At 64.2% G+C, this 19,408-nt stretch carries 22 protein-coding genes; 13 read left to right on the top strand and 9 right to left on the bottom strand.

Going from position 1 to position 19,408, the window contains the following annotated elements:
- Positions 1-7 precede the first annotated feature (7 nt).
- The gene (locus F474_RS07720) at positions 8-673 is read left to right on the top strand and encodes a polysaccharide lyase family 7 protein (RefSeq protein WP_097088801.1); all 666 of its coding nucleotides are present in this window, start codon (positions 8-10) and stop codon (positions 671-673) included.
- 94 nt (positions 674-767) lie between these two features.
- On the opposite strand, the gene F474_RS07725 is transcribed toward F474_RS07720, so the two are convergent.
- From F474_RS07725 to F474_RS07735, 3 genes are all read right to left on the bottom strand, one after another.
- Positions 768-1,544: an OmpA family protein gene (locus F474_RS07725; RefSeq protein ID WP_097088803.1), complete on the bottom strand. Its 777-nt coding sequence runs from the start codon at positions 1,542-1,544 to the stop codon at positions 768-770.
- Positions 1,545-1,591: 47 nt separating this feature from the next.
- Entirely contained in the window at positions 1,592-1,987 is a 396-nt protein-coding gene (locus F474_RS07730) for a DUF4398 domain-containing protein (RefSeq protein WP_097088805.1), read from the bottom strand.
- A gap of 144 nt (positions 1,988-2,131) precedes the next feature.
- Positions 2,132-2,467, bottom strand: coding sequence for a pilin assembly protein (locus tag F474_RS07735; RefSeq protein ID WP_097089035.1), 336 nt, complete (start codon positions 2,465-2,467; stop codon positions 2,132-2,134).
- 133 nt (positions 2,468-2,600) lie between these two features.
- On the opposite strand from F474_RS07735, the gene ppc reads away from it, so the two are divergent.
- From ppc to ung, 7 genes are all read left to right on the top strand, one after another.
- The gene (ppc, locus tag F474_RS07740; RefSeq protein ID WP_097088807.1) at positions 2,601-5,231 is read left to right on the top strand and encodes a phosphoenolpyruvate carboxylase; all 2,631 of its coding nucleotides are present in this window, start codon (positions 2,601-2,603) and stop codon (positions 5,229-5,231) included.
- A 251-nt stretch (positions 5,232-5,482) separates the two neighbouring features.
- The gene (gene adk, locus F474_RS07745) at positions 5,483-6,130 is read left to right on the top strand and encodes an adenylate kinase (protein ID WP_097088809.1); all 648 of its coding nucleotides are present in this window, start codon (positions 5,483-5,485) and stop codon (positions 6,128-6,130) included.
- Positions 6,131-6,215: 85 nt separating this feature from the next.
- Complete coding sequence (gene tsaB, locus F474_RS07750; RefSeq protein ID WP_097088812.1) at positions 6,216-6,881, top strand: tRNA (adenosine(37)-N6)-threonylcarbamoyltransferase complex dimerization subunit type 1 TsaB; 666 nt, start codon at positions 6,216-6,218, stop codon at positions 6,879-6,881.
- Positions 6,882-7,062: 181 nt separating this feature from the next.
- Positions 7,063-7,395, top strand: a complete 333-nt coding sequence (locus F474_RS07755; RefSeq protein ID WP_097088814.1) for a hypothetical protein — start codon at positions 7,063-7,065, stop codon at positions 7,393-7,395.
- Entirely contained in the window at positions 7,392-8,252 is an 861-nt protein-coding gene (locus tag F474_RS07760) for a DUF72 domain-containing protein (RefSeq protein ID WP_097088816.1), read from the top strand. The genes F474_RS07755 and F474_RS07760 overlap by 4 nt, the downstream gene beginning before the upstream one ends.
- A 163-nt stretch (positions 8,253-8,415) precedes the next feature.
- Positions 8,416-8,799 (top strand): hypothetical protein, encoded by a 384-nt coding sequence (locus tag F474_RS22630; protein ID WP_165830284.1) that lies wholly within the window; start codon positions 8,416-8,418, stop codon positions 8,797-8,799.
- 95 nt (positions 8,800-8,894) lie between these two features.
- Positions 8,895-9,593: a uracil-DNA glycosylase gene (ung, locus tag F474_RS07770; protein WP_097088818.1), complete on the top strand. Its 699-nt coding sequence runs from the start codon at positions 8,895-8,897 to the stop codon at positions 9,591-9,593.
- On the opposite strand, the gene F474_RS07775 is transcribed toward ung, so the two are convergent.
- The 4 genes from F474_RS07775 to F474_RS07790 are packed head-to-tail and all read right to left on the bottom strand — an operon-like array spanning position 9,584 to position 13,608.
- Positions 9,584-10,606, bottom strand: coding sequence for an AbrB family transcriptional regulator (locus tag F474_RS07775; protein ID WP_097088819.1), 1,023 nt, complete (start codon positions 10,604-10,606; stop codon positions 9,584-9,586). The two genes, ung and F474_RS07775, sit on opposite strands and share 10 nt — an antisense overlap.
- Complete coding sequence (locus tag F474_RS07780) at positions 10,599-12,113, bottom strand: tripartite tricarboxylate transporter permease (protein WP_097088821.1); 1,515 nt, start codon at positions 12,111-12,113, stop codon at positions 10,599-10,601. Before F474_RS07780 ends, F474_RS07775 begins: the two co-directional genes overlap by 8 nt.
- Positions 12,114-12,116: 3 nt before the next feature.
- Entirely contained in the window at positions 12,117-12,575 is a 459-nt protein-coding gene (locus tag F474_RS07785; RefSeq protein WP_097088824.1) for a tripartite tricarboxylate transporter TctB family protein, read from the bottom strand.
- Positions 12,576-12,621: 46 nt separating this feature from the next.
- Positions 12,622-13,608 (bottom strand): tripartite tricarboxylate transporter substrate binding protein, encoded by a 987-nt coding sequence (locus F474_RS07790; protein ID WP_097088826.1) that lies wholly within the window; start codon positions 13,606-13,608, stop codon positions 12,622-12,624.
- A 193-nt stretch (positions 13,609-13,801) separates the two neighbouring features.
- Here F474_RS07790 and F474_RS07795 point away from each other — a divergent pair, with 193 nt between their 5' ends.
- Together F474_RS07795 and F474_RS07800 are read left to right on the top strand one after the other, a co-directional pair.
- Complete coding sequence (locus F474_RS07795) at positions 13,802-14,470, top strand: response regulator (protein WP_097088828.1); 669 nt, start codon at positions 13,802-13,804, stop codon at positions 14,468-14,470.
- Entirely contained in the window at positions 14,463-15,836 is a 1,374-nt protein-coding gene (locus tag F474_RS07800; RefSeq protein ID WP_097088831.1) for a sensor histidine kinase, read from the top strand. The genes F474_RS07795 and F474_RS07800 overlap by 8 nt, the downstream gene beginning before the upstream one ends.
- 1 nt (position 15,837) lies before the next feature.
- Here the strand turns inward: F474_RS07800 and F474_RS07805 are convergent, their stop codons facing one another.
- A complete protein-coding gene (locus tag F474_RS07805; RefSeq protein WP_097089037.1) occupies positions 15,838-16,650 on the bottom strand; it encodes an HDOD domain-containing protein in 813 nt (270 codons plus the stop codon).
- Between the two features lie 44 nt (positions 16,651-16,694).
- Complete coding sequence (locus F474_RS07810; RefSeq protein WP_097088833.1) at positions 16,695-17,636, bottom strand: folate-binding protein YgfZ; 942 nt, start codon at positions 17,634-17,636, stop codon at positions 16,695-16,697.
- Positions 17,637-17,793: 157 nt separating this feature from the next.
- On the opposite strand from F474_RS07810, the gene F474_RS07815 reads away from it, so the two are divergent.
- Genes F474_RS07815 through F474_RS07825 form a run of 3 tightly spaced genes read left to right on the top strand, consistent with a single transcriptional unit; the run spans position 17,794 to position 19,391 of the window.
- Positions 17,794-18,048, top strand: a complete 255-nt coding sequence (locus tag F474_RS07815; protein WP_097088835.1) for a succinate dehydrogenase assembly factor 2 — start codon at positions 17,794-17,796, stop codon at positions 18,046-18,048.
- Positions 18,032-18,490, top strand: coding sequence for a protein YgfX (locus F474_RS07820; RefSeq protein ID WP_097088837.1), 459 nt, complete (start codon positions 18,032-18,034; stop codon positions 18,488-18,490). Before F474_RS07815 ends, F474_RS07820 begins: the two co-directional genes overlap by 17 nt.
- Entirely contained in the window at positions 18,483-19,391 is a 909-nt protein-coding gene (locus F474_RS07825) for a LysR substrate-binding domain-containing protein (RefSeq protein WP_256577838.1), read from the top strand. Before F474_RS07820 ends, F474_RS07825 begins: the two co-directional genes overlap by 8 nt.
- Positions 19,392-19,408: the final 17 nt, after the last annotated feature.

A 19,408-nucleotide genomic window follows, 5' to 3' on the forward strand; every position in this document is an offset into this window, starting at 1 on the left:
CGCCAACATGATTGACCTGAGCACTTGGAACCTGACCCTCCCGATTCAGACCCCGGCCCTGACCGTGGCGACTGCGCAGGTGCGCACCTACAACACGCCCTATTTTCAGGTCGGTGCCGACCGCATCGTGATGTGGGCCCCCGTGACCGGTTCTCACTCGGGCAGCAGTGACTTCCCGCGAACCGAGCTGCGGGAAACCACCGGCGATGGCAAGGCGCGCAATTGGTTGTACAACAGCGGCACCAATACCATGGTCGGCGCGCTGTCGGTCAACCAGGTGCCCTCAGCCGGGCGCGTCGTGGTCGCGCAGATTCACGCCAAGGACGCTGTCGCGCCCTTGCTGAAGATGGTGTATCGCTACACCGGCAAGGCTGGGTTCATCGACTTGGAATACCGGGTGAAGCCTGCCGATGCCAAAAGCCCGGTCATCTACACCGTGCCGATGGCGCTGAATCAAAGCTTCAGCTACCAGATTCAGATGGCGCAAAGCGGCAAGCTCAATGTGCTGATCAACGGTGTCGGCGTGCAAGCCACCCTTGACCCTGCATGGTATGGCTACAACTTCTACTTCAAAGCCGGCGTGTACACGCTGGACAATGTGGGCTATGCCAACGAAGGCGGGAAGGTGACCTACACCAAGCTGCAAACCACCCATCTGCCGGCAAGCAAGTAGCGTTGAGCTGAACGAAAAAAAGCAGGCCAAGGCATGCCTTGAACCTGCTTTTGATCTTGCTTAGCGCCAGGCGCTAGCAACGCCACTGACTAAATCAGTGGGTGCGCGGGGCGACCGGCTGGTTGTCGTTGGAAATGGTGACTTCCACGCGGCGGTTCATGGCGCGGCCCGACGCGCTGCTGTTATCAGCAACGGCGTAGTCCTTGCCATACCCCTGGGCGATCACGCGGTTTGGCTCAACGCCCATTTTGACCAGTGCAGCACGCACCGAGTTGGCGCGGCGCTCGGACAGGCTCTGGTTGTAGCTGTCGCTGCCGGTGCTGTCGGTATAGCCTTCGACGATCACCTGGCGCTCTGGGTTATCACGCAGGAACTGCGCCAGCTGAGCGACGTTGTTCATGCCCGCAGCCTTGAGCTCGGCCTTGTTCAGGTCGAACAGCACGTCGCCGAAGGTCACCACGGTGCCACGGTCGGTCTGCTTGGCGTTGAGGCTGTCCTGCAGCTTCTTGATCTGAGCGTCACGCGCAGCCAGCTGAGCCTTGGCGCGCTCGGAAGCGGCATTTTTCAGCTCGTCCTCGGCACTTTTCATGGCGATGGTTTGCTTGGCGTACTCAACACGCTGGTTCGCCAGGTAGGAAAGTTGGTCGACTTTCTTGGCGTCGTCATCGTTGCGGTAGGCTTTGTCGGCCTTGTCCAGCCACTCCGAAGCGTCTTTGGTTTCAAGCGCCGCGTAGGTCTGCGACTTGGGGTTGGTCTGCAGCGAGGTGTAGTTGCTGCGAGCCTGTTCCAGGGCAGGGTTAGGCGGGGTGGAGCAGGCAGCCAGGCCAACGCTCAGAGCCAGCAGGGCGGGGATCATTACATGATTGCGCATAGTGATATTCCTTATTCAGTACTCAGAAGGCGATGGTGTGTGAAGGCTCACTGCGCGCCGCGCATGCCCTCTTCACGCAGGTCCTGCACACCTTGGTGCGCGTCCTGCACGGCCTTCTGGGCCTTGGCGGCCTGAGCCTTGCGAGTGGCGACGCGGGCGTCCCATTCAGCCTGCTCGGCGAGCATCCGGGCCTTGTCGTAGTTTTCATCATGCATGGCGATGTCAGCCTGGTGGAACTTGTCTTGGGCCGACTTGGTTTCTACCGGGGCGAACTCGACGCCGCCGTTGCTCACCGCGTCATTGACCGCGCTCTGGGCCAAGGCGTATTGCTCGGTCGGCGGGTTGCCCGCGCAGCCAGCCAGGATAAAGCTGCTGCCCAGTGCCAGCAGGGCGAGCTTGAAGCCGCGCACGGCGTTGGGAGAGGTGGCAGTGCAAGTCTTCATGATCTTCAACTCCTCGAATAACGCTGAAAACGTTCAATCCATGACAGTCCAATTGCGTGAATTCGCCGGTTGCTGTTATGGCTAACGTTTGGGACTCAAGAGATTTTTGAATAGTTCAGAAAGTTGTTCGACTGGCCAGTATTTTCATTCTGGATCGGCCTGCTTGAGCCTTTCCAGGTGCTCACGCGCCAGCGCCAGATAGCGCGGCGTAGGGCCGATGTCCTCAAAAAGCGGGTCGCCTTGCTCATCGGTGGAGATCACTCGGGTGCCCTGAACATAGGGGAAACTGCCTTCGAGCTCCTCGAGCGCCGCACCGATCAACTCGCCCAGCAACGCCTCGGGCGACTGTTTCGGATACATCTGGTTCAAGGCTGCCAGGCGCGCGGCGGCTTCGATATCCAGGTGGATGGTGTAGGGCGTTTGGCTGAGGTGGCCCTTGGCTGTGTGTTCCCAATGCTGGGCAAGTTGGCGAATTTTCATGAAGCCCTCTTCGGCTGGCGGGTTGTCAGGCGGCCGGTGCAGCGGCACTCTGTTGTTAAGAGCGGCAACTGTCTTGCTCGTTCATTGCCCGCCGCGAACGCTCGGGCCCCTGCCGTGCACAAGGAGAAAGCCGATGACGATCATCGATGCGCGCCTGCGAGAACGCGTTCATTTGCTGGGTGAGCTGTTGGGCAACACCGTGCGCGAACAATACGGCCAGGCGTTTCTGGAGAAGATCGAGCGCATTCGCAGCAGTGCAAAGGCCGACCGCCGAGGCCAGGGCGAGGATGCCCTGAGCAACAGCCTCAAGGCCCTTGGGGAGGGCGAACTGCTACCGGTGGCGCGTGCGTTCAACCAGTTTCTGAACCTGGCCAACATCGCCGAACAGTACCAGCTGATTCGCCGGCGTGATCCCGGCCAACCCGAACCCTTCGAAAACACCGTGTTCGCCAACCTGCTGGCGCGGCTGGGCGAAAGCGGCCACGCACCGGCCGAGCTTGCGCGCCAAGTCGCCGCGCTGGACATCGAGCTGGTGTTGACCGCCCACCCTACCGAAGTGGCCCGGCGCACCCTGATCCAGAAATACGACGCCATCGCGGCGCTGCTCGCGGCGCTGGACCATCGCGACTTGCTGCCCGCCGAGCGCCAGGCATTGGAAGCTCGCCTGCAGCGCCTGATCGCCGAAGCGTGGCATACGGAGGAGATCCGCCGGGTGCGGCCCACGCCGGTGGACGAGGCCAAATGGGGCTTTACCGTTATCGAGCACTCCCTGTGGCAGGCCATTCCCAACCACCTGCGCGATGTCGACCGCGCCCTGTTCGAGGCCACCGGGCAACACCTTCCGCTGGCCGCAGCGCCAATTCGTTTTGCTTCGTGGATGGGCGGAGACCGCGACGGCAACCCCAATGTCACCGCCAAGGTCACGCGTGAGGTTCTGCTGCTGGCCCGTTGGATGGCCGCTGACCTGTTCCTGCGTGACATCGACCAGTTGGCGGGTGATCTTTCCATGCAGGCGGCCAGCGCCGAGCTGCACGCGCAGGCCGGCGACACGCCAGAGCCGTATCGCGCGGTGCTCAAGCAACTGCGCGAGCGGCTGCGTGCTACCCGTCAGTGGGCACATGATTCTCTCAGCCATGCGCAGGCGCCCAGCGATGCCGTGCTGCAGCATAACGATGAGTTGATCGCACCCTTGCAGCTGTGTTTCGACTCGTTGCATGCCTGCGGCATGGGGGTGGTCGCTGACGGCCCGTTGCTCGACTGCCTGCGCCGCGCAGCGACATTCGGGCTGTTCCTGGTGCGGTTGGATGTACGCCAGGATTCCACGCGGCATGCCTCGGCGATGAGCGAAATCACCCACTACCTGGGGTTGGGCCGCTATGACACCTGGAGCGAGGTTGAACGGGTCGAGTTTCTACTGGCCGAGCTGAGTAGCCGCCGCCCGTTGCTGCCAGCTGACTTCGAACCGGACCAGGACACCGCCGAGGTGCTTGCCACCTGCCGCGAGATTGCTGCGGCCCCTGCGGCATCGCTGGGCTCGTATGTGATATCCATGGCCGGCGCCGCTTCTGACGTGTTGGCGGTGCAGTTGTTGCTCAAGGAGGCGGGCGTGCGCCGGCCCATGCGTGTGGTGCCGTTGTTCGAGACCCTGGCAGACCTGGACAACGCCGGCCCGGTCATCGAGCAACTGCTTGGCCTGGCCGATTATCGGCAACGCCTGAGCGGCCCCCAGGAAGTGATGATCGGCTATTCCGACTCGGCCAAGGATGCGGGCACCACCGCGGCCGCCTGGGCGCAGTACAGGGCTCAGGAAGCGTTGGTGCGGATATGCGCCGAGCAGGGCGTAGAGCTGGTGCTTTTCCATGGCCGGGGCGGTACGGTAGGGCGAGGCGGCGGCCCAGCCCATGCGGCAATTCTCTCGCAACCCCCTGGCTCGGTGGCTGGGCGATTCCGCACCACTGAGCAAGGGGAAATGATTCGTTTCAAATTCGGTTTGCCGGACATCGCCGAGCAGAACCTGAACCTCTATCTCTCGGCAGTGCTCGAAGCCACTCTCCTGCCCCCACCACCACCTGAACCGGCCTGGCGGCAATTGATGGACGAGCTGGCTGCCGATGGCGTAGCCGCCTACCGCGCGGTGGTGCGTGAGCACCCTGATTTCGTCGAATACTTCCGCCAGGCTACACCTGAGCAGGAGCTGGGCCGCCTGCCATTGGGCAGCCGGCCGGCCAAGCGGCGCCAGGGTGGCATCGAGAGCCTGCGGGCGATCCCCTGGATCTTCGGCTGGACCCAAACCCGCCTGATGCTCCCTGCCTGGTTGGGCTGGGAGGTGGCCCTGAGCAATGCGGTAGCGCGGGGCGAGCGCGAGCAACTGCAGGCGATGATCGAGCGCTGGCCGTTCTTCCGCGCACGGATCGACATGCTGGAAATGGTTCTGGCCAAGGCCGACGCCGATATCGCCCGCCTATACGACGAACAATTGGTGAGCGACGCCTTGCTGCCGTTAGGCGACCATCTGCGCGACCTATTGTCGCAGTGCGTAGGCGCCGTACTGGCGCTGACCGGCCGCGACCGGCTGTTGGCCCATCAGCCAGAGACGCTTGAGTTCTTCAAGCTGCGCAACACCTACCTGGACCCGCTGCACCGCCTGCAGGCCGAGCTGCTTGGCCGCTCGCGCGCCAGCCAGGCCGGGCAGGGCGGCGATCTAGAGCAGGCGCTGCTGGTGACCGTTGCCGGCATCGCGGCGGGGCTGCGCAACACCGGGTAATGGGGGGGCCGGCTCGGGGTGGGCGGGCCGGGCCTCGGTTCGCCCCTTGGAGGTACGACCGCAGGCCGCCCGGCCTGCGACTTTTGGTGGCTTGTCTGCCTGCTGCCTGCTGTGTATCTTGGGCAGCCCTCGGTGATTTTGATCAAACCACCATCCCCGATTTTCTGGAATGCTGTCAGGGGGTTAGGTGATCCGAAGATCCCTGGCCGGCATTCGTTTCCGTACAAATAACAAAGGTGAGGAGCACATCGATGCGCGTCATTCTGCTGGGAGCTCCCGGAGCCGGGAAAGGTACTCAAGCCCAAGTCATCACCGAGCAGTTCGGTATTCCCCAGATTTCGACCGGCGACATGCTGCGCGCGGCGGTCAAGGCCGGCACCGAGCTGGGCATCAAGGCCAAAAGCGTCATGGATGCCGGTGGCCTGGTCTCAGACGACCTGATCATCGCTCTGGTCAAGGAGCGCATCGCTCAGGCCGATTGCGCCAAGGGCTTCCTGTTCGACGGTTTCCCGCGCACGATTCCTCAGGCCGAGGCGCTGGTGCAGGCTGGTATCCAGCTGGATCACGTGGTCGAAATCCATGTCGACGATGAAGAAATCGTCCAGCGTATTGCCGGGCGCCGCGTGCATGAAGCCTCCGGCCGTGTTTATCACGTCACCAACAAGCCGCCGAAGGTAGCGGGTGTCGACGACATGACCGGCGAGCCTTTGGTGCAGCGCCTGGATGACACCGAAGAAACCGTACGCAAGCGCCTGAAGGTGTACCACGAGCAGACCAAGCCGCTGGTGAGCTTCTACCAGAACTTGAACGCCAAGGAAGGCAAGCCTGCCTTCGCTCACATCGAAGGTGTGGGTACCGTCGCCGAGATCACCGCCAAGGTGCTGGCCGCGCTCAAGTAAGCTGAACCGTTCACCGAAAAGGCCCGCATGCGGGCCTTTTCGCGTTTATAATCGGCGCCTTTTTTCAACGCCGAGTGTTGCCCCGATGACCACCTTGCTGGCCCTGGATACCGCCACCGAAGCCTGTTCCGTCGCGCTGTTGCACGACGGCCGCGTGAGCAGCCATTACAAGGTGATCCCACGGTTGCATGCGCAAAAGATCCTGCCGATGATTCAGGCTTTGCTGGGCGAGGCGGGTGTGCCGCTGTCGGCCGTGGAAGCGATTGCCTTCGGCCGTGGCCCTGGCGCGTTCACCGGCGTGCGCATCGCAGTGGGCGTGGTGCAGGGCCTGGCCTTCGCGCTGGAGCGCCCGGTGCTACCGGTGTCCAATCTCGCGGCCCTGGCCCAAGGTGCCTGGCGTCAGCATGGCAGCGCGCAGGTGGCCGCGGCGATCGATGCCTGCATGGATGAGGTGTACTGGGGGTGCTACCGCGAGCAGGGCGGCGAGATGCGCCTGGAGGGCGCCGAGGCGGTGCTGGCTCCCGAGTCGGTGACATTGCCTGCCGGGCCGTGGTACGGCGCCGGCACTGGCTGGGGGTACGCCGGTCGCCTGCCGGCACCAGAGTTGGGCCACGATGCCGGTGCTTTGCCCCACGCCCAGGACGTATTGGCCCTGGCGAGTTTTGCCTGGGCCCGCGGTGAGGCGGTCGAAGCTGATAAGGCGCTGCCGGTCTACCTGCGAGACAACGTTGCGACCCCTAAGCGAACCTGATGCGATCGGCCGTTCATTTCTCCCCGTTCGTCGTGCAAAGGGGTGTTTTGTGGGCTTTTTCATAACATGGGCTAGCCAGCAGCCAACCTTTGGTCGTATTTGTGGTCCAGTTATCACTCGGGCAATTGCGAGGCACATGGCGGTGACTCTAAATTGCCATCACTGTATATGAGTGTGGTGTATGCGCGTAGACGGATTTTCCTCGCATTCCTATCCCATCAAGCGCAAACCACAAAAAAGGTTGGTGCGCCTGGATGACGATACGGTCATCGAGGGGGTAGAGGGTGAGGTCCAGGTCGAACAGCCGGCGGCTCGGCAGAGCACTGCCGGCGCCAGCCGCGGTGGTGCTGTGAGCCGCATGCCTGCCCGTGCGCGCAACGAAGACGACGAGAACTTCGCAGATGCCCGCCGCCCAATGAGCAGTCGCGTCGCAGAAGCGCTTTCCAGCTACCTCACAACCGCGACCTTCGTGGAGTGGGATGGCGAAGTGCTAGGGCTCGACGTCCGCATTTGAATACCCTGCCTTATCACCTGGGCTGCCCCTCGTGGAGCGAGGCGGCCTGGCGAGAAGACTTTTACCCCAGCGATGCTCGGCCGCCAGATTTTCTGTCGCACTACGCGGCGCTGCTCAACGCCGTCGAAGGCAACACCACCTTTTACGCCCGCCCTGCGCCCAGCACGGTGCAGCGTTGGGCCGAGGCAACGCCTGAGCATTTTCGCTTCACCGCGAAGTTCCCGCGTGACATCAGCCATGAAGGGGACCTGCGCGATCGCCTGGAAGCGGCTCATGATTTCATTCGCTTGCTGGCACCCCTGGGCCCACGGGTCTCTCCTTACTGGTTGCAGCTGCCTGCCAGTTTCGGCGCGGCCCGCCTGGCCGAGCTGATCACGTTCATCGAGCAAATGCCCGTACCGGTTGCCGTCGAGGTGCGCAACGGCGCGTTTTTCGCCCGTGGCCAGGAGGAACGGCTGCTCAATCGGATGTTGCTGGAGCGCGGTGTGGAGCGCATTTGCCTGGACCCGCGGGCGCTGTTCAGTTGCACCTCACAGGCACCTGCAGTGCTGCATGCCCAGAGCAAGAAGCCCAAAGTGCCAGTGCGACCTGCCGCCTTCACGCACACGCCGCAGGTGCGCTTCATCGGCCACCCTGAGCTGGCGCCCAACGCGCCCTTCCTGCTGCCATGGGTGGAAAAAGTCGCCCAGTGGATAGAAGAAGGGCGCCATCCCTATACGTTCTTCCATACGGCCGATAACCGCCACGCCCCCGCATTGGCGCGCTGCTTTCACCGCAAGCTGATGGCACGCCTGCCGGGTTTGCCGGCACTGCCAGAGCGTGAGCCGGAGACCACCGAGCAATTGGGACTTCTGTAACGACCTGGTCAAACAGTGCCCGGGAGCCGCCGACGAAACTTTCACCTCGGTAAAGGTTGTGTAAACCCTTGAAAACATGGGCACTGGGCACCGAATACCCGGTCTTAACCTATGCCTGCGTTCCACCTGCCGGCACCCCGTTCCGCGGTCTCAGGAGGCCGCCATGTATCGAAAACTGTTGAAGATTCTTTTGCTCAGCCTGCCCCTTGCCGGCTGTGCCTACGACCCGGCCTATGACAGCCCGGCGGTCTATACCAGCAGCACGGTCTACACCGGTGTGTACGCTACGCCGCCCACCTACTATGGCGGCACCTACTATGTGCGCCCAGCGCCGCGCTACTACGTGCCGCCGCCGGTGTACTACCGGCCCCCGCCAGTGTATTACCGGCCGCCACCGGTCTATTCTCGGCCTCCACCGCCGCCTGGCTGGGGCCATGGCCCGCGCCCCGGCTGGGGGCCGCCTGGCGGCCCGGGATGGCATGGCCGCCCGCCGCCTCCTGGTGGCCCGCGCTGGCACGGCGGCCCACCGCCGCCTGGCTGGCGTTGACGACAGGGGGGGCGCCGTGACACTGGGCGCGGCTGTGGATTGACAGCCGCGCCCATGCTTTCTAACGTGCCCTCACCGTTCTGCGAATAAGCCCCATGACCACCGACGACGACCGTATCAAACTGCAAGACAGCTGGAAGCAGGCCCTTCGTGCCGAGTTCGACAAACCCTACATGGCCGAGCTGCGTGCCTTTCTGCGCCAGGAGCTGGCGGCCGGCAAGCAGATCTACCCGCCCGGCCCGCTGATCTTCAATGCGCTCAACTCTACGCCGCTGGAGCAGGTCAAGGCCGTGATCCTTGGCCAAGACCCTTACCATGGCCCTGGCCAGGCACACGGCTTGTGCTTTTCGGTGCAGCCAGGCGTTGTGGTGCCACCGTCGTTGCAGAACATCTACAAGGAACTGCAGCGCGACCTCAACGTACCGATCCCCAGCCATGGCTGCCTGCAGCACTGGGCTGACCAAGGCGTGTTGCTGCTCAACACCACGCTGACCGTGGAGCGGGGTATGGCGGCCTCCCATGCCAAGCGTGGCTGGGACATCTTCACCGACCGCATCATCGAGCTGGTCAGCCAGCAAGCGAAGCCTGTGGTGTTCTTGTTGTGGGGCTCCCATGCGCAGAGCAAGCGCAAGCTGATCGACACCACGCGGCATCAGATCCTGGCCTCCGCACACCCGTCACCGCTGTCGGCCTATCGGGGCTTTCTGGGCAACAGCCACTTCAGCCAGGCCAATCGCTTCCTCCAAGACCACGGCCGCGAGCCGGTGGACTGGGCCCTCCCAGCTCAGCCCTGAGCCCAGCGACGGTAGATCGGCTCGGCCAGAAACAGCACCAAAAACAACCGCATCACCTGCATTGCCGTTACCAGGGGCACTGAAAGGGCCAGGGTTTCGGCGGTCAGGCTCATCTCGGCGATGCCGCCGGGCATCATGCCCAAAGTCAGCGAGCGCAGGTCCAGCCCGGTCACAGCATGCAACACCCAGGCGGCCAGGGCAGCCAACAGCATGGTGAGCGCCGTGCTTACCAGTGTGCGGGCCAGGAATAACGGCGCTTTTCGAAAGAACTGGCGGGAAAAATGGCAGCCCAGGCCGCTGCCGATCAGCCACTGGCCTACCGCACTGGCACCGTCTGGCAGGCGCGTGACGGGGTCGAAGGCGACGCCTGCGGCGGCAGCCACCAGCAGCGGGCCGAACAGCCAGGGGTTAGGCTGGCCCAGCCGCTGCCAGGCCCACGCCAATAGAGCACCCAGCGGAAACAGCATCGCCAGCCAGCCCCAGCGCACTGCCAGGCTGTGCGCCGGTAGCGTGCCTTCGCCCAGCAGGAATGTGAACAGCGCCGGCACACACAGCACCACCAGCAACACACGCAGGCTTTGCGCTGCTGCAACCTGGCCCAACTGGGCACCGTTGCGTGCGCCCAGGTTGACCATTTCGCCCGAACCGCCGGGCATGCTGGCGAAAAAGGCCGTAGGGCGGTCTTCACCGCTGCGCAGCATCAGCCACACGCCCAGCACGCTGGACGCCGTGGTGATCAGCGCCCCCGCCAGCACTGGCCCCCAGTGGGCGAGCACCTGCTCCATCAGGGTAGGGGTGAAGTGCAAGCCGATGCCAATGCCCACCACCCATTGCCCCACCTTACGGCCGTGGGGGATTTCCTGTAGCTGGCAGGGCGTGAGGCAGCGCACCAGAATCACGGCCAGCAATGCGCCGATCATGTATGGCAGTGGCCAGCCGACGAGGCTGGCCAACCAGCCACCGGCAAGGCCCACCAGTGGCGTTGCGTACCAGGTGCTTCGCAGGTCAGGCATTGGCCAGTGCGCGGCGTGCCTTGCTGCGTTTGCGCCAGATGCGTAGCAGCGGCATCAACAGCATCACCACCACCAGCGCCCATACACCCATGCTGATCGGGCTGTTCCAGAGGATGCTCATCTCGCCATTGGAGATCGACAGCGCCCGGCGCAGGTTCTGCTCCATCAGCCCACCGAGGATGAACCCCAGCAGCAGCGGCGACAGCGGGAAATCGAGTTTGCGCAGGATATAACCGAAGATACCGATGCCAACCATCAGGAACAGGTCGAAGGTGGTGGCGTGCACTGCGTACACACCGATCCCGGTGATGATTGCGATCACCGGCACCAGCGCCCAGTTCGGCACTGCGAGGATGCGCGTGAAGATACGGATCATCGGGATGTTCAGAATCACCAGCATGATGTTGGCGATGAACAGCGAGGCAATCAGGCCCCAAACGATGTCGGGTTGTTGTTGAAACAGCAACGGCCCAGGGGTGATGTTGTAGAGCGTCAAGGCGCCGATCATCACTGCCGTAGTACCCGAACCCGGCACGCCCAGGGTCAGCATCGGCACGAGCGCGCCGCAGGCCGAGGCGCCGATGGCGGTTTCCGGTGCTGCCAGGCCGCGGGCGTCGCCCTGGCCGAAGCGGCCGCTGTCGCCGGCGATGCGTTTCTCGGTCATGTAGGCCACAGCACTGGCCAGGGTAGCGCCGGCACCGGGCAGCACGCCCATCACAAAGCCCAGCAGGCCGCAACGCAGGTTCACGGTGGCGACGGAGGCAGCCTCCTTGAGGTTGAACATCATGCGCCCGGTGGCTTTGACGACCGCGTGGCCATGGTGGGTTTTTTCCAGCAGCAGGAAAATCTCGCTGATCGAGAACAGCCCCAGCACCAGCACCACGAACTGAATGCCGTCAGCCAGGTGAATATTGTCGCCGGTGAAGCGGTATACGCCGCTGTTGGCGTCGATGCCCACTGCCGAGAGAAACAGCCCGATAAGCGCGGCGATGAAGGTTTTCAGCGGCCGATTGCCGGCCATGCCAGCCAGCGCGACGATGGCGAACACCATCAGCACGAAGTACTCCGCAGGGCCGAAGGCAATCGCCCACTTAGCCAGCAACGGGGCGAACAGCACCATGCCGCAGGTGGCGATCAGGGCGCCGATGAACGAGCTCCAGGCCGACAACGACAGTGCAACGCCCGCCAGGCCCTGGCGAGCCATGGGGTAGCCGTCCAGGGTGGTCATCACGGTAGAGGCTTCACCGGGGATGTTGAGCAGGATCGAGCTGATGCGCCCGCCATACTCGCAGCCCAGGTACACCGCTGCCAGCAGGATCAGCGCCGATTCAGGCGGCAAGCCCAGAGCAAAGGCGATGGGGATCAGCAGTGCCACGCCGTTGATCGGGCCCAGGCCTGGCAACAGGCCGACCACGGTGCCGATCAGGGTACCGCTCAGGGCGGTGACCAGGTTGTAGGGGGTCATGGCCACGCCGAAGCCCTGGCCCAGGTATCCAAGAGTGTCCATTGTTCAGTTCTCCAGGGCGCTGAGCACACCCAGCGGCAGCGGCACGTCCATGACGCGGTCAAAAAGCAGGTACAGCAGCACGCTCATGGCGCCAACGATCATAATGCTCGGAAGCCATTTGCCGCCGTACAGGCGTGCCATCGGGATGCCGATCAGGGCGCTGGCGAGGATGAAGCCCAGCGGTTCGAACAGCCCGGCAAACACCAGCAGCAGCACCGTGCAGGCCCCGATCTTCTTGAGGGTCGGGCCGTCGAGCGGTGGTTCGTCTTCGCTGTGGGCAATAGGGGTGGGGCGAATCAACAGATACAGCAGCGCCGCCCCCATCAAGCCCAGCATCAGCAAGGGGTAGGCGCGGGGCCCGACCGGTTCGTAGGAAAACGGCGCCTGGTAGGGCCAGGCCATCACTGCCAGCGCCGCGCACACGGCCAGCATGGCCGCGGCGAACACACGTTGTACAAGCATGGGGAGTGTCTCCAGGGGCGCCCGGCAGCCCGGGCGCTGGGGGCTGTCACTGCTGGATCAGGCCGAATTCCTGAGCCAGCGACTTGTACTGGGCCACCTGTTTCTTCACGTAGGCGTCCAGTTCCGGGCCGGTCATGGCGAAGGGGAACAGCTCGCGCTGGTCGCGCAGCTTGGCGAAATCCTCGGAGGCTAGCAGCTTGTCGAAGGACGCCTTCCACCAGGCGTATTCTTCGTCGGTGACCTTAGGCCCCAGGTAGAAGCCACGCACCACTGGCCACTCGATGTCGTAGCCCTGTTCCTTCGCGGTCGGGATGTCTTTCATCGCCGGCTCGTCAAGGCGCTTGTCGGAGAACACCGCCAGAATACGCATGTCGCCGCTTTCGATGTGCGGCATGGAGTCGGAGATGTCGGTACTGCCCACCTGGATGTGGCCACCGAGCAGGGCGGTGGCGATCTCGCCGCCCCCTTCCAGGGCAACGTAGCGCAGCTTGCGTGGGTCGATGCCGGCAGCTTTGGCCACCAGCGCGGTCTGCATCCAGTCCTGGCTGCCGACGGTGCCGCCAGAGCCGATCACTACGCTGCCGGGGTCCTTCTTCAAGGCCTGGACCAAGTCATCGAGGTTCTTGTACGGCGAGTCTTTCTTGACCGCGATGGCGCCGTAGCTGGTGCCGACGGCGGCCAGCCAGCGCACGGCATTTTCGTCGAAGCGGCCGAACTTGCCCTGGGCAAGATTGAGCAGCGAGCCACTGGACCACGCCACCAGCGTGCCGGCATCGGCCGGGCGTTGGGCAACCACGGCGTTGTAGGCCACTGCACCCACGCCGCCTGGCATATAGGTGACACGCATCGGCTTGCTCAGGATCTTGGAGTCGACCAGCGCACTTTGCGCCAGTTTGCAGGTGAGGTCGAACCCGCCGCCCGGGGAAGCTGGGGCGATACATTCGGGGCGTTTGGGTTCTTCGGCGGCCATCAGTGAGGGGGCCAGCACTGTGCAGCCGAGTGCCAGTGCGAGGGGGCGCAAGAAAGTCTTCATGACGTCTCCGACTCTTGTTGTTTTTGTGAGGTTCGGCCGGCCCATGGGGGCCGTCAGTTGACGCTAAACGACCAACCTTTCACCAGCCTTTCAATCTGAAATATTTGCAGTTGCGCTCCTCACCCGGCTTGGCGTTGCTCGCCAGCCCGGTAAACTCGCCCCCAGCGAGCCGCTAGAACAACGGAGAACAAGCATGCGCGTGCTGCTGGTCGAAGACCACCCACAGTTGGCAGAGACCCTGGCCCAGATGCTCAAGGGAGAGGGTTTGACTGTCGACGTGCTCAATGACGGCCTGGCTGCCGACCACGCCCTGGCCAGCGAAGACTACGCCATGGCCGTGCTCGACGTCGGCCTGCCGCGGCTGGACGGCTTCCAGGTACTGCAGCGCCTGCGTGACCGCGGCCAGCACTTGCCGGTGCTGATGCTCACCGCCCGCAGCGACGTGAAGGACCGTGTGCATGGCCTCAACCTGGGGGCCGACGACTACCTGGCCAAGCCTTTCGAACTGAGCGAACTCGAAGCCCGGGTGAAGGCCCTGCTGCGCCGCACACTGCTCGGGGGAGAACGCAGCCAGCGCTGCGGGCAACTGGTGTATGAAGTCGATAGCCGGCGCTTTACCCTGCAGGGCCAGCCGCTGGTGCTCACTTCACGCGAGCAAGCGGTGCTGGCGGCACTGATTGCCCGGCCAGGGCGAGTCATGAGCAAAGAGCAGCTGGCCAGCCAGGTATTCGGGTTGGACGAGGACGCCAGCGCCGATGCCATCGAGATCTACGTGCACCGGCTGCGCAAGAAGCTGGGCCAGGCGGTGGCGATCGTTACTTTCCGCGGCTTGGGCTATCTGCTGGAGGCGCGCGATGCGTGAGCCAGGCAGCCTGCGCTGGCGGCTGCTTCGCAACCTGGTGGGGTTGCTCACCGTGCTGATGTTCGCCAGCGGGCTCTCGGCCTACTGGAACGGGCGCGAGGCCGCCGACACCGCTTACGACCGCACCCTGCTGGCGTCGGCGCGCACCATCGCCGCCAACCTGACCCAGCGCGATGGCAGCCTCAGTGTTGATGTGCCCTATGTGGCGCTGGACACCTTCGCCTATGACAGCGCCGGGCGTATCTACTACCAGGTCAACGGTATCGATCGCCGTTTGATCTCAGGCTACGAAAACCTTCCCGGACCCCCGGCCGATACGCCGCGAACCGATGACTACCCGGCGCTGGCGCGTTTTTACAACGGGCGTTACCAGGGCCAGGACGTGCGGGTGGTCAGCCTGCTCAAGGCGGTGAGCGAGCCGAACATGGTCGGCATGGCGGAGATACGCGTTGCCGAGACCGAAGAGGCCCGCGTACGTATGGCTCGCGGGCTGATGGCCGACACCTTGTTGCGCCTTGGCATGCTGGGTGCCGGCGCGGTGTTGTTGGTGTGGATCACGGTGAGCGGCGCATTGCGCCCGCTGGAGCGGCTGCGCTCGGCGGTGGAGGCGCGCCAGCCGGACGACCTGCAACCGTTGCCTCGCGTGGATGCCCAGCGCGAGCTGGAGCCTTTGGTCGAAGCCATCGACCATTTCACCGAGCGGCTGCGCCAGCAGTTCGAGCGCCAATCGCAGTTCATCGCCGACGCCGCCCACGAGTTGCGCACGCCGCTGGCCGCGCTCAAGGCCCGCATGGAGTTAGGCCTGCGGGGCGAGGCGCCCGAGCAGTGGCGCGCTACGCTGCAGGCCAGCGTGGAAGGCACTGATCGGCTCACTCACCTGGCCAATCAACTGTTGTCACTGGCCCGTGTTGAGCACGGCGCAAGGGCCATTGCCGAGGGCGGGGTAGCCTGGTTGTCACTGGATGAGCTGGCCCGCGAACAGGGCCTGGCCATGGCGGCGTTGGCCCATGCCCGCGGTATCGCCCTGGCTCTGGAAGCTGAACCCGAGGTGCAGATACGCGGGGAAGCGACGCTGTTGCACGAGCTGCTCAGCAACTTGCTGGACAACGCCCTGGCACACACGCCGCCCGGCGGAACTGTAATTCTGCGGGCGCTGGCGCCGGGCATTCTGGAAGTGGAGGACGACGGCCCCGGCATACCTGCTGACGCACGCGATCGTGTATTCGAGCGGTTCTATCGGCACGGGGGGCAAGGAACCGGGCTGGGGCTGGCGATCGTCGGCGAGATCTGCCGTGCCCACCGCGCGCGAATCAGCCTGCATGACGGCGCAAGCGGCGGGCTGCGGGTGCGCGTGACATTCCCGTGATTCAGGCCAGGAAGGCTTTGGCCTGCTGCACTTCGCTGCTCAGCAACGGCGGGTCGAGGTCGTCCATGCCAAGCCGCTGCCAGGCCGGCAGCTTGTTCAGGGTGGGCCTTTGCTCTAGCGGGCGGTTCAGCAGCGACGCGACCTGAACCAGGTCGGCGTAGTCAGCGGCGGCCTGCTCGCGCTGGACGTCCAGATGAAACAGCGGCACGTCGGCCAGCGCTCGCGGGAAATCCCAGCTGCGCAGGATCTTGCTGCCGATCAGGGGGTGGATGTTGTCGATGATGTGGTTCAGGCACACCGGGTCGGCTAACAGGTCGTTGTGGTCTTCGGCGTAGGTAAGAATGGGCAGCATGCCGATCAAATGCACCATGCCGGCCAAGGCCGCCTGGTCGGGCTTGAGCTTGTGGGTGCGGCGGCTCAGCTCATAGGCCAGGCCCGCCACGGCAACGCTGGTGGCCCAGCACTCGCGCATCGTGCGCTCCACTGCCGGTGAGCGTGCGTTGAAGATCTGCTCGATCACCAACCCGGTGGCCAGGTTCGAGGTGTAGTTCACCCCAAGCCGAGTGATGGCGGTATGCAGGCTGGTGACCTCGCTATGGCGGCGCAGCAGCGGGCTGTTGACTACCTTGATCAAGCGCGCGCTCAACGCAGTGTCGCGGCCGATAACGCGGCTCAGGGCACTGACACTGATTTCGCTGTCTTCGGCCGCACGGCGGATCTCCAGTGCCACTTCGGGCAAGGTGGGCAAGGTGAGGCTGTCGTGCTCGATGGCCTCGAGCAGATCGTTTTGAACCGTTTCAGCCAGCGTGGTGATCATCGACTCTAACCTATGCCCCCTGGGCTGCAGAACAGCAACGATCAGCGCTGGATTTCGCGGTCGCGATCCAGTTCGTAAGGCAGATCGAGCAGGGCCAGTGGATTGGCACCGGCTTCGCCCAAGTAGATTTCCCCACTCTCGGCAGCATCGGCCTGCAGCACGCCCAGCAGCTCGACGCCGCCCTCGGCGGGAGCTGCCAGCACCACTTCGCCCACAGCGCTGGCGTGCACGGGCGAAAACAGCGGTGTGCCCGGTGCGGGCAGGTTGCTGCTGGCCAGGCGCAGGCGATACTGCCGACGCTTGAGCTTGCCCAGGTACTGCATGCGCGCGACGATTTCCTGACCGGTGTAGCAGCCTTTCTTGAAGCTCACGCCGCCCAGCGCCTGCAGGTTGATCATCTGCGGGATGAACAGCTCGCGAGTGCCTTCGAACACTTGCCCGACCCCAGCGCGCACCTGGCCGAGCAGCCAGGCGTCGAGCGAGCCCATTGGCAGGTGCGTGCCGAGTACCTGAAGGGCAGCCTCCGCCTGCTCGGCGGGCACCCAAAGCTCTACGCGGCCTGCACTGGCACGCACCGCGATCCGACCTTCGGCACGGGCCACGGCGTTTTCACCGTCACCCAGCACCAGCCCCAGTGCAGCCAACGCCGCTTCGCCGCCCTGCACGCCGAAGCGCTGCCAGAGTGCGCTGTCATCGGTGAGGGTGGCCTTGGAGAAGACTGCATATTTTTTCAGGTCAGCCAATTGCGGGCCAAGCAGCTCACTGGCCATGGCCAACAGGCACCCGCCGTCGTCGAGCAGGATGCGAAAACTCGACTGCATGCGGCCCTTGGGCGTGCAGCGTGCGCCCAGGCTGGCGGTGTGCTCGTCGAGGTAATTGAGGTTGCAGGTCAGCTGGCCTTGCAGGAACTTGCGTGCATCGGAGCCGCGAACGGCGAGCACGCCTTCGTGAGGCAGCGGGCAGAAGAAGGCAGAATCGGCCATGGACACGTGGCACTCGTAATGATTGGCCGCCATGATAAGGCCCGTGGAACAAAAAACCTACCGAGTGTGGATGAACAATGTTACTGCACGGCGCTTCGGCAAGTGTGTCGCAGCCTGCGGGCAGCGCTATAATGCTCGACTTTCCGAGGAGGGCCTCATGGTCGACAGCGTAGAACTCAACCGCCTGTATTGGCACAGCCGGCGTGGCATGCTTGAACTTGATGTGCTGCTGGTGCCCTTCGTACAGGAAGCCTATGCCCAGCTCAATGAGGCCGACCGCGACCTGTACCGCCGCCTGCTGGAGTGCGAAGACCAGGACATGTTCGTCTGGTTCATGGAGCGCGGTGAGTCCCCCGACCCAGAGCTGCAGCGCATGGTTCGCATGATTCTGGACCGTGTCCAGCCCAAGTGAAGCCTTCACGTGCCGCTGGCGTGCCTCGCCGCGGCTGTTGGGTGCCAGCCTGCTGATGCTGGCGCTGGCGGTGCTCGCCAGCCTGAGCCTTGCCTTGCCCTTCATCCTCAAAGTTTTGTTGGCCCTTGCCTGCCTGGCGTGTGCCGCCTGGGGCCTGCCTCGTCATGTGCTGTTGGCTCACCGCGAGTCAGTCACCGGGCTGCGGCACGACCGCCGCGGCTGGTGGCTTTACAGCCAAGCGCGTGGCTGGCATTCGGTAGAGTTGCGCCGAGACATCATCGCCTTGCGTTCGCTGGTAGTTGTGCGCTACCGCATAGGCGGGCGAGGGTGGGTGCGCAGCGTCTGCGTGTTGCCCGGGAGCCTGCCCGCCGACGCCCATCGACGCCTGAGGGTGCATCTGCGATTCGGGCGCAGGCGCTGGGCGGTACCGGCCAGTGCCTGAGCCATTCGCCGGCCTGCCCTCACTCAACGCGCTGCGTGTGTTCGAGGTGGTCTCGCGGCATCTGAATTTTCGCCTGGCGGCAGATGAACTGGGCGTGACCCAGGCCGCGGTGGCTCAGCAGGTCCGGGGGCTTGAAGCAGCGCTGGCCATAAGGTTGTTCGACCGGCTACCGCGGGGCCTGGGGTTGACCGATGCCGGCCGCCGTTACAGCACGAGTGTGCGGGATGCGCTGGCGATGCTGCAGGAGGCCACCCGAGCGCTGCGCCCACAGCCGGCGAGCCTGACCATCAGCGTAACCCCAAGCTTCGCCTCGAAATGGCTCATTCCCCGCCTGGGCGCGTTTACCCAGGCCCACCCCGGCGTCGACCTGCGAGTGCTGGCCACCGACCAGTTGTCACGGTTTCACACCGACGGCGTGGATATAGCAGTGCGTTATGGCCGCCCGCCTTTTGGGCCCGGCATCGACGCCGAGCTGCTCTTCGAGCAGCGTGTGATTGCGGTTGCGAGCCCTGCGCTGCTCGCTGCTGGCGGGGCGCCAAGTGATCTTGACCACTTGCAAGGGCTGGCTCTATTGCACGATGCCCACAATTTCTGGCCTGGCTACCTCGCCCGGCTTTTTGGCCGGGCGCAGGCCGCGAAGCGTAACCTGCGCTTCAACCAGACCGCGCTGGCCATCGAGGCGGCTTTGGCCGGCCAGGGTGTGGCGCTCGTCACTGACCTCTTCGTGCATGAAGACCTGTGCAGCGGCCGCCTGGTGCAGGTGTTCGATCAGGCCCTGACAGTCGACAAGCATTTCTACCTCACCTGGCCGCGAAAGGGCCACCCTGCCCAAGCGCTGGCATACCTCAGGCAGTGGCTACGTGAGCAGGCGGCACTGAGCAGTAGTTTTTCTATCGCCTAAGCCAGCGCCGGCTGCCT

It is taken from the genome of Pseudomonas sp. URIL14HWK12:I12, assembly GCF_003097135.1.
In the GTDB taxonomy this organism is placed as follows: domain Bacteria; phylum Pseudomonadota; class Gammaproteobacteria; order Pseudomonadales; family Pseudomonadaceae; genus Aquipseudomonas.

Excerpts from the sequence above, each read along its gene's own strand:
- F474_RS07780 (WP_097088821.1), bottom strand. The coding sequence starts at position 12,113 with ATGGACACTCTTGGATACCTGGGCCAGGGCTTCGGCGTGGCCATGACC.
- F474_RS07730 (WP_097088805.1), bottom strand. The coding sequence starts at position 1,987 with ATGAAGACTTGCACTGCCACCTCTCCCAACGCCGTGCGCGGCTTCAAG.
- F474_RS07735 (WP_097089035.1), bottom strand. The coding sequence starts at position 2,467 with ATGAAAATTCGCCAACTTGCCCAGCATTGGGAACACACAGCCAAGGGC.
- F474_RS07800 (WP_097088831.1), top strand. The coding sequence starts at position 14,463 with ATGCGTGAGCCAGGCAGCCTGCGCTGGCGGCTGCTTCGCAACCTGGTG.
- F474_RS07785 (WP_097088824.1), bottom strand. The coding sequence starts at position 12,575 with ATGCTTGTACAACGTGTGTTCGCCGCGGCCATGCTGGCCGTGTGCGCG.
- F474_RS07815 (WP_097088835.1), top strand. The coding sequence starts at position 17,794 with ATGGTCGACAGCGTAGAACTCAACCGCCTGTATTGGCACAGCCGGCGT.
- F474_RS07775 (WP_097088819.1), bottom strand. The coding sequence starts at position 10,606 with ATGCCTGACCTGCGAAGCACCTGGTACGCAACGCCACTGGTGGGCCTT.
- tsaB (WP_097088812.1), top strand. The coding sequence starts at position 6,216 with ATGACCACCTTGCTGGCCCTGGATACCGCCACCGAAGCCTGTTCCGTC.
- F474_RS07810 (WP_097088833.1), bottom strand. The coding sequence starts at position 17,636 with ATGGCCGATTCTGCCTTCTTCTGCCCGCTGCCTCACGAAGGCGTGCTC.
- F474_RS07790 (WP_097088826.1), bottom strand. The coding sequence starts at position 13,608 with ATGAAGACTTTCTTGCGCCCCCTCGCACTGGCACTCGGCTGCACAGTG.
- F474_RS07720 (WP_097088801.1), top strand. The coding sequence starts at position 8 with ATGATTGACCTGAGCACTTGGAACCTGACCCTCCCGATTCAGACCCCG.
- F474_RS07795 (WP_097088828.1), top strand. The coding sequence starts at position 13,802 with ATGCGCGTGCTGCTGGTCGAAGACCACCCACAGTTGGCAGAGACCCTG.
- adk (WP_097088809.1), top strand. The coding sequence starts at position 5,483 with ATGCGCGTCATTCTGCTGGGAGCTCCCGGAGCCGGGAAAGGTACTCAA.
- F474_RS07755 (WP_097088814.1), top strand. The coding sequence starts at position 7,063 with ATGCGCGTAGACGGATTTTCCTCGCATTCCTATCCCATCAAGCGCAAA.
- F474_RS22630 (WP_165830284.1), top strand. The coding sequence starts at position 8,416 with ATGTATCGAAAACTGTTGAAGATTCTTTTGCTCAGCCTGCCCCTTGCC.
- ung (WP_097088818.1), top strand. The coding sequence starts at position 8,895 with ATGACCACCGACGACGACCGTATCAAACTGCAAGACAGCTGGAAGCAG.
- ppc (WP_097088807.1), top strand. The coding sequence starts at position 2,601 with ATGACGATCATCGATGCGCGCCTGCGAGAACGCGTTCATTTGCTGGGT.
- F474_RS07725 (WP_097088803.1), bottom strand. The coding sequence starts at position 1,544 with ATGCGCAATCATGTAATGATCCCCGCCCTGCTGGCTCTGAGCGTTGGC.